The organism is Zoogloea sp. LCSB751 (assembly GCF_002028455.1).
Lineage (GTDB): Bacteria > Pseudomonadota > Gammaproteobacteria > Burkholderiales > Rhodocyclaceae > Zoogloea.
The window spans coordinates 233,382-250,374 of record NZ_MWUM01000002.1; the positions used below are offsets into that span (position 1 = coordinate 233,382).

At 64.4% G+C, this 16,993-nt stretch carries 14 protein-coding genes and 1 tRNA gene; 13 read left to right on the top strand and 2 right to left on the bottom strand.

What is annotated here, in order from left to right:
* The first annotated feature begins 15 nt into the window (after nucleotides 1–15).
* Genes B4920_RS03955 through arsA form a run of 5 tightly spaced genes read left to right on the top strand, consistent with a single transcriptional unit; the run spans nucleotide 16 to nucleotide 4,062 of the window.
* Nucleotides 16–357: a helix-turn-helix transcriptional regulator gene (locus tag B4920_RS03955; RefSeq protein WP_079433314.1), complete on the top strand. Its 342-nt coding sequence runs from the start codon at nucleotides 16–18 to the stop codon at nucleotides 355–357.
* Between the two features lie 58 nt (nucleotides 358–415).
* Entirely contained in the window at nucleotides 416–829 is a 414-nt protein-coding gene (locus B4920_RS03960; protein WP_079433315.1) for an arsenate reductase ArsC, read from the top strand.
* A gap of 5 nt (nucleotides 830–834) precedes the next feature.
* The gene (gene arsB, locus B4920_RS03965; protein ID WP_173862636.1) at nucleotides 835–1,902 is read left to right on the top strand and encodes an ACR3 family arsenite efflux transporter; all 1,068 of its coding nucleotides are present in this window, start codon (nucleotides 835–837) and stop codon (nucleotides 1,900–1,902) included.
* 19 nt (nucleotides 1,903–1,921) lie between these two features.
* Nucleotides 1,922–2,299: an arsenite efflux transporter metallochaperone ArsD gene (arsD, locus tag B4920_RS03970; protein ID WP_079433316.1), complete on the top strand. Its 378-nt coding sequence runs from the start codon at nucleotides 1,922–1,924 to the stop codon at nucleotides 2,297–2,299.
* 14 nt (nucleotides 2,300–2,313) lie between these two features.
* A complete protein-coding gene (gene arsA, locus B4920_RS03975; RefSeq protein WP_079433317.1) occupies nucleotides 2,314–4,062 on the top strand; it encodes an arsenical pump-driving ATPase in 1,749 nt (582 codons plus the stop codon).
* A gap of 177 nt (nucleotides 4,063–4,239) precedes the next feature.
* Here arsA and B4920_RS03980 read toward each other — a convergent pair.
* Nucleotides 4,240–4,316 (bottom strand) — tRNA-Met (locus B4920_RS03980).
* A 52-nt stretch (nucleotides 4,317–4,368) separates the two neighbouring features.
* Between B4920_RS03980 and miaB the strand changes: the two genes are divergently transcribed.
* From miaB to B4920_RS04020, 8 genes are all read left to right on the top strand, one after another.
* Nucleotides 4,369–5,703, top strand: coding sequence for a tRNA (N6-isopentenyl adenosine(37)-C2)-methylthiotransferase MiaB (gene miaB / locus B4920_RS03985; protein ID WP_079433318.1), 1,335 nt, complete (start codon nucleotides 4,369–4,371; stop codon nucleotides 5,701–5,703).
* Between the two features lie 54 nt (nucleotides 5,704–5,757).
* A complete protein-coding gene (locus tag B4920_RS03990) occupies nucleotides 5,758–6,729 on the top strand; it encodes a PhoH family protein (protein WP_079433319.1) in 972 nt (323 codons plus the stop codon).
* Nucleotides 6,726–7,208 carry an rRNA maturation RNase YbeY gene (gene ybeY / locus B4920_RS03995; protein ID WP_079433320.1) on the top strand — a complete coding sequence of 161 codons (483 nt, stop codon included), beginning with the start codon at nucleotides 6,726–6,728 and terminating at the stop codon, nucleotides 7,206–7,208. The genes B4920_RS03990 and ybeY overlap by 4 nt, the downstream gene beginning before the upstream one ends.
* Nucleotides 7,209–7,304: 96 nt before the next feature.
* Nucleotides 7,305–8,147: an HlyC/CorC family transporter gene (locus B4920_RS04000; protein WP_079433431.1), complete on the top strand. Its 843-nt coding sequence runs from the start codon at nucleotides 7,305–7,307 to the stop codon at nucleotides 8,145–8,147.
* Nucleotides 8,147–9,628 carry an apolipoprotein N-acyltransferase gene (lnt, locus tag B4920_RS04005; RefSeq protein WP_079433321.1) on the top strand — a complete coding sequence of 494 codons (1,482 nt, stop codon included), beginning with the start codon at nucleotides 8,147–8,149 and terminating at the stop codon, nucleotides 9,626–9,628. Before B4920_RS04000 ends, lnt begins: the two co-directional genes overlap by 1 nt.
* 140 nt (nucleotides 9,629–9,768) lie before the next feature.
* On the top strand, nucleotides 9,769–11,139 hold the full coding sequence (locus B4920_RS04010; RefSeq protein WP_079433322.1) for a TrpB-like pyridoxal phosphate-dependent enzyme: 1,371 nt from the start codon (nucleotides 9,769–9,771) through the stop codon (nucleotides 11,137–11,139).
* 41 nt (nucleotides 11,140–11,180) lie between these two features.
* On the top strand, nucleotides 11,181–13,874 hold the full coding sequence (locus B4920_RS04015; RefSeq protein WP_079433323.1) for an HAD-IC family P-type ATPase: 2,694 nt from the start codon (nucleotides 11,181–11,183) through the stop codon (nucleotides 13,872–13,874).
* A 347-nt stretch (nucleotides 13,875–14,221) separates the two neighbouring features.
* Nucleotides 14,222–15,184, top strand: coding sequence for a polysaccharide deacetylase (locus tag B4920_RS04020; protein WP_079433324.1), 963 nt, complete (start codon nucleotides 14,222–14,224; stop codon nucleotides 15,182–15,184).
* Nucleotides 15,185–15,319: 135 nt separating this feature from the next.
* On the opposite strand, the gene B4920_RS04025 is transcribed toward B4920_RS04020, so the two are convergent.
* Entirely contained in the window at nucleotides 15,320–16,945 is a 1,626-nt protein-coding gene (locus tag B4920_RS04025; RefSeq protein ID WP_079433325.1) for a methyl-accepting chemotaxis protein, read from the bottom strand.
* Nucleotides 16,946–16,993 lie beyond the last annotated feature (48 nt).

The window sequence follows — 16,993 nt, forward strand, 5'->3', positions numbered from 1 at the left end:
CATAATAATAAAACTATGGAAACTTTAAACGCCGCTGAACTGCTTGCCGCTCTAGGGCATGAGTCCCGTTTGGGCATCTTTCGTCTGCTCGTGGAGGCTGGGCCGGAGGGCATCATCGCCAGCGCCATCGGCGAGAAGCTCGGTCTTCCCGCGCCAACCTTGTCCTTCCATCTGGCCCATCTGAGCCGGGTGGGGCTCATCCGTGGGCAGAAAGAGAGCCGCTTCATCCGCTACTTGGCTGAGTACGCGACGATGGAAGATCTCATCGCTTTCCTGACCAGCAACTGCTGCCAGGGCCGGGCCTGCCTGCCCAAGACCTCGGCCTGCAGCAACATTGAAAAGCGCAGCACGACCTGAATACCGGCGGTGTCCTGCGCAAGACCGACGAGTAAGCCGACCACTCCGAGAAACGATCATGTCCCAACTCAAAACCGTGCTGGTGCTGTGCACCGGTAATTCCTGTCGCTCGCAGATGGCCGAAGCCATCCTCAATCACGAACTGGCTGGTCAAGTCCGTGCCTTGTCGGCCGGTACGCTGCCGCAACCCAAGGTTGCAGATGGCGCCATCGAAGCCCTGAAGGCCGCAGGATTGCCCACCGAAGGGCTCCATCCGAAGACCATCGATGCGGTGATGGACGAGCAAATCGACCTGGTGTTGACCGTCTGCGACAACGCCAAGGAGAGCTGCCCCATCTTCCCGCGTCCCGTGCCGCGCATGCACGTGCCGTTCCACGACCCCCATGGCGAGCCGCTGGAGAGCTTCATCCGGGTGCGCGACGAAATCCGTGAGCGCTTGGTCCCCGTGGTTCGCACCGCCCTGGAGCTGTAACCCCAATGTCCGCCCAATGTGAAGTCACCACCAAGGCCGCTGCCGACGCGTCAATGAGCGTCTTTGAGCGCTACCTGACCGTCTGGGTTTTCCTGTGCATCGTGACCGGTATTGCTCTGGGGCAGCAGGCCCCAGCCTTCTTTCAGGCTATTGGTCGCCTGGAGTACGCCCAAGTCAATCTGCCGGTCGGCCTCCTCATCTGGGTGATGGTCATCCCGATGCTGGTCAAGGTTGATTTCGGTGCCCTCAAGGAGATGCGGCAGCACGTCCGGGGCATCGGCGTCACCCTGTTCGTGAACTGGCTGGTCAAACCGTTCTCGATGGCCTTCCTCGCCTGGTTCTTCGTCCGCAACCTCTTTGCGCCGATGCTCCCCGCCGAGCAGCTCGACAGTTACGTCGCCGGCCTCATCCTGCTGGCTGCGGCACCGTGCACCGCCATGGTTTTCGTGTGGAGCCGCCTCACCAACGGTCACCCGCTGTTTACGCTGTCCCAGGTCGCACTGAACGACACCATCATGGTTTTTGCCTTCGCACCACTGGTTGGACTGCTGCTTGGCATCTCGGCCATTACGGTGCCGTGGGCCACGCTGCTGACGTCCGTGGCGCTGTACATCGTTGTTCCCGTCATCCTTGCCCAACTCTGGCGCAAAAGGTTGCTGGCCAAGGGGCTGGCGGCTTTCGATGCAGCCATGGAAAAAATTGGCCCATGGTCCATTTCGGCGTTGCTGCTGACGCTGGTCTTGCTGTTCGCCTTCCAGGGTGAGGCCATCCTGAAGCAACCCTTGGTCATTGCGCTGCTCGCCGTGCCCATCCTCATCCAGGTTTTCTTCAACTCGGCGCTGGCTTACTGGCTCAACCGCGCGGTGGGCGAGAAGCATGATGTAGCCTGCCCATCGGCGCTCATCGGTGCGTCCAACTTCTTCGAGCTTGCCGTTGCGGCCGCCATCAGCATCTTTGGCTTCGAGTCTGGTGCGGCGCTGGCCACCGTGGTCGGCGTGCTCATCGAGGTGCCGGTAATGCTGCTGGTGGTGAGGGTCGTCAATGCATCCAAGGGCTGGTACGAGGCCCGCTGAATTTTCCGAGGAGTCCATCATGAAAAAGCTCGAAGTGTTCGACCCGGCCATGTGTTGTTCGACCGGTGTGTGTGGCGTGGAGGTGGACCCGGTACTGGCCCAGTTCGCTGCCGACCTGAAGTGGGTCGAAGACCACGGCGTGGCGGTGAGCCGTCATAACCTCGGCCAGGAACCCCAGGCCTTCGCCGCCAACCCGGCAGTGCTCAAGGAGATGGAGGCCGGTATGGACCGCCTGCCCATCGTCACGGTGGATGGCCATATCGTCTCTACCGGCATGTATCCGTCGCGCCAGCAATTGGTGCACAAGCTTGGCATCGTGCTGAAGACGGAAGAGAAGCCGCGTATCAAGATCAGCGCGGCCGGTGGCTGTTGCGATCCGAAGTCCGGTTGCTGCTGACCCGGAGAGGCATCATGGCTCTCCCGCGCGCCGAGACGCGTTACCTGTTCTTCACCGGCAAGGGCGGTGTCGGCAAGACGTCCCTGTCCTGTGCCACCGGCCTGGCCCTGGCCGAAGCCGGTAAACGGGTGCTGATCGTGAGCACCGATCCAGCCTCCAATCTGGACGAGGTGCTTGGGGTGCCGTTGAGCCAGGTGCCGACGGCCATTTCCGGAGCGCCGGGCCTGTTCGCCCTCAATATCGACCCGGAGGCGGCGGCCCATGCCTACCGGGAGCGGATGGTCGCGCCGTACCGCGGCATCCTGCCGGCGGCGGCCATCCAGAGCATGGAGGAGCAGTTCTCCGGGGCGTGCACGGTGGAAATTGCCGCCTTCGACGAGTTTTCCAAGTTGCTCGGCGACCCGGCGGCGACAGCCGACTTCGCGCACGTCATCTTCGACACCGCGCCGACGGGCCATACGCTGCGTCTGTTGACGCTGCCATCGGCCTGGGACGAGTTCATCTCCTCGTCTACCGGTGGTGCATCCTGCCTCGGCCCGCTGGCCGGCCTCGAGAAGCAGAAGGCCTTGTACGCGGCCACGGTGGCGCGCCTGTCGAACCCGGCGGAAACCACGGTGATCCTGGTGAGCCGGCCGGAAACAGCCTCGCTGCGGGAGGCCGAGCGCACGCGGGGCGAACTGGCGGAGCTGGGTATCCGCAACCAGGTGCTGGCTATCAATGGGCTGTTTGCCGTCGAGCAGTCGGACGATGCAATTGCCACCGCCATGTCACGTCGTGCTGCCGAAGCCCTGGCCCAGATGCCGGCCGAGCTCTGCAGACTGCCCGGCTGCACGATACCCTTCCTGCCCAAAGGCACGGTTGGCCTGGATGCGCTGCGGGTGATGGCCCGTCCGGAAGCGGCAGCCCCCGCCACGTCGAACCACATGCCGGCCACGGCACTGCCTCCCGGGCTGGCCGGCCTGGTGGATGAGATGGCCTGCGCTGGCCACGGCGTCGTGATGACCATGGGCAAGGGCGGCGTCGGCAAGACCTCGGTCGCCGCGGCAATTGCGGTCGCCCTTGCCCGGCGCGGCGGCAAGGTCGTGCTATCCACCACCGACCCGGCCGCCCATGTGGCGGCGACGCTGGATGGCGTCATCCCAGGCCTGTCGGTGACGCGCATCGACCCGCGCCGGGAAGTGGCCGATTACACCGTTGAAGTCCTCGCCAAGGCTGGCAAGAGTCTCGACGCCGGTGGCCTGGCGATGCTCGAGGAAGACCTGCGTTCGCCCTGTACCGAGGAGATTGCAGTCTTCCGGGCCTTTGCCCGCACCGTGGATGAAGGCAAGGACGGTTTCGTCGTGCTCGACACCGCGCCGACCGGCCACACCATCCTGCTGCTCGATGCCGCCGAGGCCTACCACCGGGAGGTCATGCGCACCCAGGGCGACATGCCGGAGTCGGTGCGCCAGCTGCTGCCGCGGCTGCGCGACCCGGCTTACACCCACGTGCTGATCGTGACGCTGCCGGAAGCGACGCCCGTGCATGAAGCCGAGCGCCTGCAGGGCGACTTGGCCCGGGCCGGCATCACGCCCTACGCCTGGATCATCAACCAGTCCCTGCTGGCCAGCGGAACTGCCGACCCTTTGTTGTGTCAGCGCGGCACCTACGAAATCCCGTTCGTGCGGCGGGTGGCTGATGAACTGGCAGGCCGCTGCGCGCTGATTCCTTGGTTGGCCGAGGTACCCGTGGGCAGGATGGGGCTGGAGCAGCTGGTGCGCTAGCTGCGCGATTTGCTCCCGGCGGATTTCGTTTTGCCATCTGAGTGGCGAAGGCCGGGAACAGATCCGTCAGGCCCCGCTACATGGCACGCTATTTCTATTTCGTCAGGGAGGGACCTCCCGGAGCTTGACAAGCAAAAAGGCCAACCCTTGCGGATTGGCCTTTTTGCTTGAATCTGTTGGTGGTGATGGGCGGAGTCGAACCGCCGACCTATGGGTTATGAATCCATCGCTCTAACCATCTGAGCTACATCACCGACCGAAGAAGCCCGCTATAATAGTGACTTGATGGTTGTTGGTCAACATGCGATGAAAAAACTTTATATCCGGACTTTCGGTTGCCAGATGAACGAGTACGACTCGGACAAGATGGCGGATGTGCTCGGTGCGGCCGACGGCCTGGAAAAAACGGACAACCCGGAAGAGGCGGACGTGATCCTCTTCAACACCTGTTCGGTGCGCGAGAAGGCGCAGGAGAAGGTCTTTCACGACCTGGGGCGGGTCAAGCATCTGAAGCAGCAGAACCCCAACCTGATCATCGGCGTCGGCGGTTGCGTGGCGAGCCAGGAGGGCGAGGCCATCGTGGCGCGCGCGCCCTATGTTGACCTGGTGTTCGGGCCGCAGACTTTGCACCGCCTGCCCAAGCTGATCGCTGAGCGCAAGGCGTCGGGGCGCTCGCAGGTGGATATCTCCTTTCCGGAGATCGAGAAGTTCGACAACCTGCCGCCGGCCCGCGTGGAAGGGGCGAGCGCCTTCGTGTCGATCATGGAGGGCTGTTCCAAGTACTGCACCTTCTGCATCGTGCCCTATACCCGCGGCGACGAGATCTACCGCCCGCTGGCCGACGTGCTGGCCGAGGTGGCGGGGCTGGCTGCCCAGGGTGTCAAGGAAGTGACCCTGCTCGGCCAGAACGTCAATGCCTGGCGCGCGCCGGTGGATGGCGACGGTGGCGAGATGGCCGACTTTGCCTTCCTGCTCGAATGTGTGCATGAAATCCCGGGCATCGAGCGGATCCGTTACACCACGTCCCATCCCCGCGAGATGACCCAGCGAGTCGTCGATGCCTACGCCAAGCTGCCCAAGCTGGTGTCGCATCTGCACCTGCCAGTGCAGGCCGGTTCCGACCGGGTGCTGGCGGCGATGAAGCGCGGCTACACGGTGCTCGAATACAAGTCGCTGGTGCGCAAGCTGCGCGGTGCGCGGCCGGACATCTCCCTGTCGTCCGATTTCATCGTCGGCTTCCCCGGCGAAACCGAGGCGGATTTCGAGGCGACGATGAAGCTGATCGACGATCTGGGCTTCGACACCTCCTTCAGCTTCGTCTACAGCTCGCGCCCCGGCACGCCGGCCGCCGACCTGGCCGACGACACGCCGCAGGACGTCAAGCTGGCGCGCCTGTCCCGCTTGCAGAAGCGCGTCGAGGAGAACGCCGCGAAGATCAGTGAGAGCATGGTCGGCACGGTGCAGCGCATCCTCGTGGAAGGGCCGTCGAAGAAGGATCCGAACGAGCTGGCCGGGCGCACCGACAACAACCGCGTCGTCAATTTCGCCGGTAATCCGCGTCTGATCGGGAATTTCGTGGACGTCACTATCGTGTCGGCGCTGCCCCATTCCCTGCGTGGCGCGATCGTCACCCGGGACTGAGCCGTCGATGATCCTGTCTTCCCCCGCGGGCGCGGCTCTGGCAGCATGCGTCCGATGAAACCGACCGAAATCGTCCTGCATCCTCTCGACAACGTGCGCCTCGCCAATCTGTGCGGGGCGCTCGACGAGAACATCCGCCAGATCGAAACCGCCTTCGACGTGATCATCGCCCGCCGTGGCGAGCGCTTCACGCTGAACGGTGAGCCGCCGCAGACCCAGATCGGGGCGCGGGCGCTACGCCATTTTTATGGCCGCGCCGATAACCCCCTGTCGGTGGACGACATCCAGCTCGGTCTAATCGAACTGTCCAACCTGTCCCAGGCCAACCAGCCGGCGCCGGCCCTGCTGACCCGCAAGAGTGAGCTGCATGGCCGCACGCCGCGCCAGGTGGATTACCTGCGCCAGATCCAGGAGCACGACATCACCTTCGGCATCGGTCCGGCCGGCACCGGCAAGACCTACCTGGCGGTGGCCAGTGCGGTGGATGCCTTCGAGCGGGAGCACGTGGAGCGTATCGTGCTCACCCGCCCGGCGGTGGAGGCGGGCGAGCGCCTCGGCTTCCTGCCCGGCGACCTGGCTCAGAAGGTGGATCCGTACCTGCGTCCGCTGTACGACGCGCTCTACGACCTGATGGGCTTCGACCGCGTGACCAAGCTGTTCGAGCGCGGCTGCATCGAGATCGCACCGTTGGCCTTCATGCGCGGGCGCACGCTGTCGCGGGCCTTCATCATCCTCGACGAGGCGCAGAACACCTCGCCGGAGCAGATGAAGATGTTCCTGACCCGCATCGGCATCGGCTCGAAGGCGGTGATCACCGGCGACCTGACCCAGGTGGATCTGCCGCGCGGCCAGAAGAGTGGCCTCGGCGAAGCCGTGCAGGTGCTCGCCGACGTGCGTGGCGTCGCCTTTACCCAGTTCCTCAAGGAAGACGTGGTGCGCCACCCTCTGGTGGCACGCATCGTCGCCGCCTATGAGAGCCACACCCAGAACCGCAACCAGCAACAGCAGAGCCAGAATCAGCAATGAGCGACATCAAGCTGCCCCGCCGCCTCGATCTTTCCGTGCAATACGCCTGCAACAGGGAGGGCGTACCTTCCCGCACCGATTTCCGCCGCTGGCTACGGGCAGCCGAGCCCGGCGCGGCGCGGATCACGGTGCGCATCGTCGATGAGGCCGAAGGGCGGGAGCTCAACCGGGATTACCGGGGCAAGGACTACGCCACCAATGTACTGACCTTTGCCTATGATGAAGGCGAGGACATGCCCCTGCCGGAAGGCCTGCCGCTGATGGGCGATCTGGTGCTGTGCCGGCAGGTGGTCGAGCGCGAGGCGGCGGAGCAGGGCAAGGCCCTGGACGCGCATTACGCTCACTTAAGCGTGCATGGTATGCTGCATTTGCAGGGCTTTGAGCACGAAGAGGATGCCGAGGCCGAGGAGATGGAAGCGCGGGAGCGCAGCATCCTGGCTGAATTGGGCTACGCCGACCCTTACGCGGGCGAACGCTAGCCGGAGACTCGACGGTGGGCTGAGCAATGCGCCATGGGCAATGTCAGACCGATGGGTCGGCCATTGCCCATGGCCCATTTCTCATCCACCCTTTTTATGGAACCCTATAGTAGTAAACCGTCTTTGCTCGAACGGCTCTCCGCGCTCCTGACCCGGGAGCCGGAAGACCGGGAAGAGTTGCTGCACCTGCTGCATTCCGCCCACGACCGTAACCTGTTCGACGCGGATGCCCTGGCCATCATCGAGGGAGCCTTGCAGGTCTCCGACATGAAGGTGCGCGACGTGATGATTCCCCGGGCGCAGATGGATGTCGTCAATGTGGACGACTCCATCGAAGACATCACCCGTTTCGCCATCAACGCTGCCCACTCGCGCTTCCCGGTCATCGGTGAAGGCAAGGACGACGTGGTCGGCATCCTCCTCGCCAAGGACCTCCTGCGGGTCTTCGCCGGCGAAGCCTTCGATCTCCGCGACATGCTCCGTCCGGCCGTCTTCGTGCCGGAGTCCAAGCGCCTCAACGTGCTGCTGCGCGACTTCCGGGTGAGCCGCAACCACATGGCGATCGTCGTGGACGAATACGGCGGCGTGGCGGGACTGGTGACCATCGAGGACGTGCTGGAGCAGATCGTCGGCGACATCGAGGACGAATACGATTTCGACGAGACCGCGGACAACATCCGCCTCGACCAGGCGGGCCGTTACCGGGTCAAGGCCGGCACCGAGATCGAGGACTTCAACGAGGCCTTCAGCACCACCTTCAGCGACTCCGAGTACGACACCGTCGGTGGCCTGCTGATCCGCAAGCTCGGGCGCCTGCCCAAGCGTAACGAAGTGGTGGACCTGGAAGGCCTGCGCTTCCAGATCCTGCGCGCCGACAGCCGGCGTGTGCACTCCCTGCTCGTCGAGCGTTTGCCCGATCCGGAAGCGGTCGGCGGCTGATGGGCTGGCGGCGTCAGGGCGCGGCCCTGCTGGCGGGGGGCGCGTCAGTCTTTGCCTACGCCCCATTCGAACTGTTCCCCGTTACCGCGCTGGCGTTGGGCCTGCTGTACTGGCTGCTTGGCACTGCGGTGGCCGACAGCCGGCGTCCCCTGCGGACTGGCTTCTCCATCGCCTGGGCCTGGGAGCTCGGCGCGATGCTGGCCGGCGTTTCCTGGCTGTACGTGGCGCTGCATCGTTTCGGCGGCATGCCGGTGGCGCTGGCGGCGCTGGCGATCCTGCTGTTCTGCGCCTTCGTCTCGCTCTACGCGGGCTTGGCGGGCGTCCTGTTCGCCCGTTTGCGGCGCGGGCGGCCCGGCTGGGACGCAGCGCTGTTCGCCGTCCTCTGGCTGCTCTCCGAATGGCTGCGCGGCTGGGTGTTCACTGGCTTCCCGTGGCTGGCCAGCGGCTACAGCCAGAGCCCGCCGAGCCCGCTGGCGGGCTTCGCACCGCTGTTCGGCGTGTATGGCGTCGGTGGTCTGCTAGCCCTGCTGGCGGCCCTGGGTGTCGAAGCGCTGCGGCGACGCAGTGGGCGTCTGCTGACGGGGATCGCGGCCATGCTGGTGGTGGGCGCAGGTCTGCGCCAGGTGGCCTGGACCGAGCCCGTCGGCGAGCCGATCAAGGTCGCCCTGCTGCAGACCAACGTGGAGCAGAGCCTCAAGTGGCGCCCCGAGATGCTGCGCCACTGGCTGGAGCGCAATCTGACGATGCTGCGTGACAACCCGGCCCAGTTGGTCGTGCTGCCGGAAACCACCATCCCGCTGTTGGTGGACGATCTGCCGCGCGGCTACCTGGATGCCGTGCAGCAGATTGCCGTGGCGAACGGTGCGGATGCGGTGCTCGGTACCTTCACGCGGGATGGGGGCGGGCACATCTTCAATGCGGCGATCAGCCTGGGCCTGTCGCCGTCCGGCCACTATGCCAAGCAGCATCTGGTGCCTTTCGGCGAGTATTCGCCGCCGATGTTCCGCTGGTTCTACGACCTGGTCAGCATCCCGATGGCCGACCAGACCCGTGGTGCCCAGCGCCAGCCGCCGCTGCACCTGGCGGGGCAGAAGGTTGCCATCAACATCTGCTACGAAGACGTTTTCGGCGAGGAGCTGATCCGCAGCTTGCCGGAGGCGACGCTGATGCTCAATCTCTCCAACCTGGCCTGGTACGGGGATTCCTGGGCCCAGCCCCAGCACCTGCAGATCGCCCGCATGCGCGCGCTGGAAACCGGGCGGCCGATGCTGCGCTCCACCAATACCGGCATGACCGCGGTGATCCGGCCGGATGGTAGCGTGCAGGCGGTGCTGCCGCCCTTCGAGGCCGGCGCCCTGCATGCACAGGTACGTGGTTACCAGGGGCTGACGCCCTATGCCCGCTGGGGCAACTGGCCGGCGGTGGGGTTTGCGTTGCTGGCCGTAGCGGTCATGGTGGGAGGGGCTCGTCGGCGCGTCTGAGTTCGACGGGTTATCATTCGAGGTATTCAGTTTCAATTCAGTGCGCTGCAGCCGTGCGCCCACGCGGCGGCTCGTCCGCCGTGTTCCGGCGGTGGGCCGGTCCGCGCGATAACAAGACCAATACGACAAGGAAGATCGCCATGACCGATAGGATCAAGTACCAGCTCGACGAAAGCCGCATGCCCAAGTCCTGGTACAACATTGCCGCCGACCTGCCGGTGCCGCTGCCACCGCCGCTGCATCCCGGCACCCTGCAGCCGCTCGGCCCGTCCGACCTGGCGCCTTTGTTCCCGAATGCGGTCATCGAGCAGGAAATGTCCACCGAGCGCTGGATCGACATTCCAGAGCCGGTGCGCGAGGTGCTGTGCCAGTGGCGGCCGAGCCCGCTGTTCCGCGCCCGCCGCCTCGAAAAGCTGCTCGATACGCCGGCCAAGATCTACTACAAGTACGAAGGCGTGTCGCCGGCCGGCAGCCACAAGCCCAACTCCGCGGTACCCCAGGCCTGGTACAACGCCCAGGAAGGAGTGAAGCGGCTGACCACAGAAACCGGTGCGGGCCAGTGGGGTTCGTCCCTGTCCTACGCCGGCGGCCTGTTCGGGCTGGACGTGACGATCTTCCAGGTGCGCGTGTCCTACGACCAGAAGCCCTATCGCCGGGCCCTGATGGAAACCTGGGGCGGCCGCTGCGTGGCCTCGCCGTCCAACGAAACCGAGTACGGCCGTGCGGTGCTGGCCCAGTATCCGGACCACATCGGCTCCCTCGGCATTGCCATCTCCGAAGCCGTCGAGGTGGCGGCCAAGAACGACGACACCAAGTACGCCCTCGGCTCGGTGCTGAACCACGTGCTGTTGCATCAGACCATCGTCGGCGAAGAGGCGATCACCCAGCTGGAAATGGCCGGTGACGATCCGGACGTGGTGATCGGCTGTACCGGCGGTGGCTCCAACTTCGCCGGCATCGCCTTCCCGTTCATCGGCCTGCAACTGCGTGGCGGTGCCAATGCCAAAAAGCGGCGCATCGTCGCCGTGGAGCCGTCGGCCTGTCCGTCCCTCAGCCGCGGCCAGTACGCCTACGATTTCGGCGATACGGGCCGCATGACGCCGCTGGTCAAGATGCACACGCTGGGCAGTGAATTCACGCCGCCCGGCCTGCACGCCGGCGGCCTGCGCTACCACGGCATGGCGCCGCTGGTCAGCCACGTTAAGGAACTGGGCTTGATCGAAGCGCGCAACTACCACCAGACCGCCTGTTTCGAGGCCGGTGTGATGTTCGCCCGCAGCGAGGGCATCGTGCCGGCGCCGGAGTCCAACCATGCGGTACGCGCAGCCATCGACGAAGCCCTGCGCTGCAAGGCCGAGGGCAAGAGCGAGACGATCCTGTTCTGCCTGTCCGGCCACGGCCACTTCGACATGAGTGCCTATACCAACTACCTGTCCGGCAAGCTGGTCGATCAGGACTACGACGAGAAGGAACTGGCGATGGCCTTGTCCGGGCTGCCCAAGGTCGGATAAAGGCGCCAGACGGACGGGCCATCCCGTTAGCGCCCATTGTCATGACGCCTGCCGTTCCGCCGGGCTGGCATGCCCGCTCCCATCAGGAGGCCTTCGAGACTTTCCAGTCGAGCCCGGTTGACGGGCTCGCCGAGGAGGTCGCGGCCGAGCGCCTGAGTGTCCACGGTCCGAACCGCATCGAGGTTCGCCTGGGGCGCGGGGCCGTGCTGCGCTTCGCGCTGCAGTTCCATCAGCCGCTGATCTACATCCTGCTCGTCAGCGGGGCGATCGCCGCCTTCCTGCATGAATGGGCCGACGCCGGCGTCATCTTTGGCGTGGTACTGGTCAATGCGCTGATCGGCTTCATTCAGGAAGGGCGCGCCGAGGACGCGCTGGCGGCTTTGGCCCGCAGTGTTGCCAGTGAGGTGACGGTGCTGCGGGCTGGCCAACGGCGACGCCTCTCCGCGGCCGAACTGGTACTGGGCGACGTGGTGTGGCTGGCCGCAGGCGACAAGGTGCCGGCCGACCTGCGTCTGTTTGATACGCGTGCGTTGCAGATTACCGAGGCTTCCCTGACCGGCGAGTCAACGGCGGTCGGCAAGGGCACGGAGCCGGTGCCGGCCGACAGCGGCCTGGCCGAGCGCACTTGCATGGCCTTTGCCGGAACGCTGGTGGTGGTTGGCCAGGCGGCGGGGCTGGTGGTGGCCACCGGCCGGGGCACCGAAACCGGGCGCATCGCCGACATGCTGGAGCAGGCCGACACGCTGGCGACGCCGCTGACCCGGGCGATGACGCGTTTCTCCAGCGCCCTGCTGGTACTGATCCTGGCGCTGGCGGCGCTGGGCTTCGTGGTCGGCAGCCTGCGCGGCGAACCCTGGCTCGACATGCTGATGGCGGCCGTGGCGCTGGCGGTCGGGGCGATTCCCGAAGGCCTGCCGGCAGCGGTGACGGTGACCCTGGCCATCGGCGTGGCGCGCATGGCACGCCGCCGCGCGATCATCCGCCGCCTGCCGGCAGTGGAAACCCTCGGCAGCACCACGGTGATCTGCTCCGACAAGACCGGCACCCTCACCGAGAACCAGATGACCGTGCGTGCGGCGCTGGCGGGTGGGCAGCGTTACGACTTCGGCGGAGACGGCTATGCGCCGCGGGGTGCGGTAAGTGTCGGGGGTGTCGAACTGGCTGAACCGCCGGTGGCCCTGCGCCAGCTGCTGGTGGCCGGAGTCCTGTGCAACGATGCCGGCCTGCGGGAGGAGGACGGCAGCTGGCAGATCACCGGCGATCCTACCGAGGCGGCGCTATTGGTTGCTGCTCGCAAGGCCGGCCTGGATGAGGACGGGCTGCGGGCAGGCATGCCCCGGCTGGATGAGATCGCCTTCGACTCGGTGCGCCAGTTCATGGCCAGCCTGCACCGCATCGACAGCGGCGGCGCGGTGATGTTGAAAGGGGCTCCGGAGGTCGTCCTGCGCCGCTGCCGGAGCATGCTCGACGGCGATGGTCGGGTGGTTCCACTCGATGCACAGGCAATCGATGAGGTGGCGCGTGGCCTGGCCGCCGAGGGGCTGCGGGTGCTGGCCTTTGCCCGCCTGCCGATCGAGGAGGAAACGCTGGACGAAGCTGCGCTGGCCGACGGCCTGTGCTTCCTCGGCCTGCAGGCCATGCTCGATCCGCCCCGCCAGGCGGCGATCGGTGCCATCCGCGCCTGCCACCGGGCCGGCATCACGGTCAAGATGATCACTGGCGACCATGCGGTGACGGCGCTGGCGATCGCCCGGCAACTGGGGCTGGTCGAGGATGGGGGCAAGGTGCTGAGTGGGCGTGAGCTGGCCCGGCTCGATGCCGACGGTCTCCGCCGCGCGGTGCGGGATGTCCATGTCTTTGCCCGCGTCGAGCCCGAGCAGAAGCTGCGTCTGGTGCAGGCCCTGCAGGCCAACGGCGAGGTGGTGGCGATGACCGGCGATGGCGTGAATGATGCGCCGGCCCTGAAGGCAGCCGATATCGGTGTGGCGATGGGCGCCGGCGGAACGGAAGTGGCCAAGGAGGCCGCGGCGATGGTGCTGACCGACGACAACTTCGCCAGCATCGAGGCCGCCGTGGAGGAGGGGCGCGGTGTCTACGACAACCTGGTCAAGTTCATCGTGTGGACACTTCCGACCAACTTCGGTGAAGGGTTGGTGATCCTCTTTGCCGTGCTGGCCGGCGTCACCTTGCCAATTACGCCGTTGCAGATCCTGTGGATCAACATGACCACTGCGGTATTGCTCGGGCTGCCTCTGGCGTTCGAGCCCATTCAGGAAGATGTGATGGCGCGGGCGCCGCGGAGCCCCGGCAGCCCTATCCTGGACCTGACCCTCGTCAGGCGCATCGTGCTGGTCGGCATACTCCTGCTGGTCGCTGCGTTTGGCCTGTTCGCCCGCTGGCGTGGTCTCGGAGCGTCGCTCGATGAGGCCCGGACGATTGCGGTAAATGTCTTTGTGGCCGGTGAGATCGCTTATCTCTTCAATTGCCGTAACCTGCGTGGCCCTGTCTGGCGTTGTGGCTGGTTCTCCAATCCCTGGTTCTGGTGGGGGATTGGTGCGACCTTGCTTCTACAGGCCGCGTTTACCTGGGGGGAGGCGATGAACCGTGTCTTTGCCTCTGCCCCCATTCCTGCGCGTGCATGGGGAGAGATCCTGCTCGCGGCAATCATGATCGCCCTGATTGTGGGGGGAGAGAAATTGCTGTGTCGCGGAACTGGGCGGAAGGAGGGGGGATAGCCCCGATCGCGCCCGGATTCGCGCAATATTCCGGAAATCCAGGTGTGCTCATTGCGGCTCCGTTGCGCCGAGAGTCTACGCACGAACGTCAAGAGTCATTTCATGACATAAGAAGGTTTTGTGCGTGGATTTCATTCTGCTAGAGTTGCAGGCGAATTCCAAAGGAATGAGCCTGGTTCTTGCACAAACCTTGCATGGTGTGCGCTGTTATATAGATTTTTCCCTGTTTTGCCGGATTTTTTGAAGCGGAACGGCTTCGCTTTGCAACTGCAGGAATGCCCCGTAGTGCCGCGGGATTCATATTTGAAGGAATGGCGTATGGCTCTCAGGAATGTGGGTATTGAACAATGCTAGACGTGTTTATCACGGTTGATGTCGAAATCTGGTGTGATGGTTGGAAAGACCTCGATCAGAAGTTTCCCGATGCATTCCGCAAGTATGTTTATGGGCCGACTCCGCGCGGTGACTACGGCTTGTCACGTCATGTCGACATTCTCGATTCCCATGGTTTGACCGGGGTATTTTTCGTCGAGCCACTTTTTGCCACGCGATTCGGCGTCGACCCCCTGCGTGAGATCGTGGCGATGATCCGTGAGCAGCGACAGGAGGTGCAACTGCATTTGCACACCGAGTGGGTGGACGAATCGCGAGTTCCTCTGCTGGATAAGGTTGAAGGCAAGCGTCAGCATTTGCGCTATTTCACTCTCGAAGAGCAGACGATCTTGATCGACAAGGGACGGGAGCTGCTCCATGAAGCTGGGGCACCGACCATCAATGCGTTTCGCGCCGGTAGTTTTGCGTTCAACAGGGATACGCTGAGGGCCTTGGCGACCCTGGGTATTCCATTTGATAGCAGCTATAACGCCTGTCTGTTAGGGCCGGACAGTGGGGTCGCGCCAGGGGAGGTCTTGCTGGAGCCCATTGAATGCGAAGGTGTTTATGAGTATCCGATGACGATATTCTCGGATGGCGTCGGTGGGCACAGGCATGCCCAATTGTCGGCTTGTTCTTATCGGGAGTTGGAGGGCTTGTTGTGGCGCGCCCTCGAAAACGGATACCGTTCTTTCGTTCTGTTGTCCCACAATTTCGAATTGCTGAATCGTGGCAAGACCCGTCCGGATTCGGTGGTTGTCCGGCGTCTTGAGAAATTGTGTGCTTTCCTTGATCGTAATCGTGACTGCTTCAATGTGCGGGGGTTTCACGGGCTGACGCCCAATTTGTCGACGGCTCAGCCGAAGCCATTGCCGTCGGCGGGCTGGAAGACGGCGGAGCGTATCCTGGAGCAGTTTTATCGAAGGCGATATCGATGAGCGACTGACAAAACTGAGATTGCGTTTGCAGAAACCTTTTCCGGCACCCCCCCCCCGGTCCGTTGTCCGGCTCCGGGAGAGGGCGGGGAAGGCTTCGGTATTTGCCTGGCCTTACTCCGCCCGTTGGCCGGCGATTCAAACGCGGAAGCGGCCGATCTGATCCTTCAGGCTGAAGGCGATCTTTTCCAGACCGATGGCGGCATCGGCCGCGCCACGAATGTTCTCGGTGGTGCTTTCCACCATCGTGGAAATCTCCTCGACGCGCTGGGCGATGGAGGTGCTGGCGGCGCTCTGTTCCCGCGTTGCGTCGGCAATCTCGCGGACCCGCTCAAGGGTCTGGCGGGCGCCCTGCTCGATGGCATGCAGGGCCTCCGCTGCCGAGGCGGCCAGCGCAACGCCCTGGTCCACTTCGGGCAGTGCTGCGTTCATCGCTTCGACCGCACTGCTGGTGTCGCTCTGAATGCCGGCGATCATCTGCTCGATCTCGGTGGTGGCGGAGGAGGTGCGTTCAGCCAGCTTGCGGACTTCATCGGCAACCACGGCGAAGCCACGCCCCTGTTCGCCGGCGCGGGCGGCCTCGATGGCTGCATTGAGGGCCAGCAGGTTGGTCTGGCCGGCGATCTCCTTGATGACGTTGGCGATCGACGAGACTTGGCCGATGCGTTCTTCCAGCGCCAGGATGCGGCTGGAGGCGCTGGTGACGGTTTCCGACATCTTGCGGATCGCGCCGGAGGCTTGGTCCACCCGCTGGGTGCCTTCGGCGGCCAGGCGCATGGCATCCTGGGAGTTCTGTTCGGTTTCGAGCGCGCTGGCCGAAATGTGGCTGGAGCTGACAGTCAGTTCTTCCATCGCGGCGGCCATCGACGTGGTGGCGTCGGACTGGCGTTCGGCTGCTTCGGCGACCTCGCTCGACACGCGGCTGATGTGGTCGGCGTTGTGTACGAGCTGGTTGGCGCCGCTGTTGATCTCACCCATCATGCTGCGCAGGGCGCTGACCATGGTGTCGAGGGCACCGAGCATGCTGCCGCTGGCCACGGTACCCAGATTGGAGGTGAGATCGCCCTGGGCTGCGCGTTGCATCACCGCCGTGGCCTCCGTTGGCTCACCGCCAAGCTGGCTGGTGACGCTGGTGCTGACTCGCCAGCCGACGACTCCAAGCAAGAGCAGCAGACCCAGCGAGATGCCGCCGAGCAAGGTGGCGATCGAGCGGAACTGGCTATCCACGTCATCCACATAGATGCCGGTGCCCAGCACCCAGCCCCAGGGCGCAAAGGGGGCGGCGTAGGAGAGCTTCGGCTGGGGTGTCGTTTCGCCGGCTTTCGGGAACCAGTAATCGACAAAACCACCGCCGGTAGCGGCAACCTTGACCATCTCGGTGATCATCGTCTTGCCGTTGGTGTCCTTCTGGCCGCTGGCGTCAGTGCCTTCCCGTTCCGGTTTGGGAGGCAGCATCACGTAATGGCTGCGATTATCGACGATGAACAGGTAATTGTTGCCGGCATAGCGGACGTTGCGCAGGGCGTCCTTGGCCGCTTTCTGGGCATCGGCTTCGCTGAGAGTACCGGCTTTGGATAGCTTGTAATAATGATCGACGATGCCGACACCGCTTTCCACGAGGTATTGGGTCTGCAATTTGCGATCGTCCATCATGCTGTTGTGCAGATGGGCCAGACTCACTGCGCATAGCGCAACGAGACCGAGCAGGGTCAGGGCGACAAGTAGTCGCATGCGCGTGGATACGCGCAGGTTCTCCAGTTTCATGATGGATCCTCTCCTCAAACCTGAATTTGCTCAGGCGCCGCCGGTTAC

Coding starts and splice junctions, on each gene's coding strand:
- B4920_RS04020 (WP_079433324.1), top strand. CDS start 14,222: ATGCTAGACGTGTTTATCACGGTTGATGTCGAAATCTGGTGTGATGGT.
- miaB (WP_079433318.1), top strand. CDS start 4,369: ATGAAAAAACTTTATATCCGGACTTTCGGTTGCCAGATGAACGAGTAC.
- ybeY (WP_079433320.1), top strand. CDS start 6,726: ATGAGCGACATCAAGCTGCCCCGCCGCCTCGATCTTTCCGTGCAATAC.
- B4920_RS03955 (WP_079433314.1), top strand. CDS start 16: ATGGAAACTTTAAACGCCGCTGAACTGCTTGCCGCTCTAGGGCATGAG.
- B4920_RS04010 (WP_079433322.1), top strand. CDS start 9,769: ATGACCGATAGGATCAAGTACCAGCTCGACGAAAGCCGCATGCCCAAG.
- arsA (WP_079433317.1), top strand. CDS start 2,314: ATGGCTCTCCCGCGCGCCGAGACGCGTTACCTGTTCTTCACCGGCAAG.
- B4920_RS03960 (WP_079433315.1), top strand. CDS start 416: ATGTCCCAACTCAAAACCGTGCTGGTGCTGTGCACCGGTAATTCCTGT.
- lnt (WP_079433321.1), top strand. CDS start 8,147: ATGGGCTGGCGGCGTCAGGGCGCGGCCCTGCTGGCGGGGGGCGCGTCA.
- arsD (WP_079433316.1), top strand. CDS start 1,922: ATGAAAAAGCTCGAAGTGTTCGACCCGGCCATGTGTTGTTCGACCGGT.
- B4920_RS04000 (WP_079433431.1), top strand. CDS start 7,305: ATGGAACCCTATAGTAGTAAACCGTCTTTGCTCGAACGGCTCTCCGCG.
- arsB (WP_173862636.1), top strand. CDS start 835: ATGTCCGCCCAATGTGAAGTCACCACCAAGGCCGCTGCCGACGCGTCA.
- B4920_RS03990 (WP_079433319.1), top strand. CDS start 5,758: ATGAAACCGACCGAAATCGTCCTGCATCCTCTCGACAACGTGCGCCTC.
- B4920_RS04025 (WP_079433325.1), bottom strand. CDS start 16,945: ATGAAACTGGAGAACCTGCGCGTATCCACGCGCATGCGACTACTTGTC.
- B4920_RS04015 (WP_079433323.1), top strand. CDS start 11,181: ATGACGCCTGCCGTTCCGCCGGGCTGGCATGCCCGCTCCCATCAGGAG.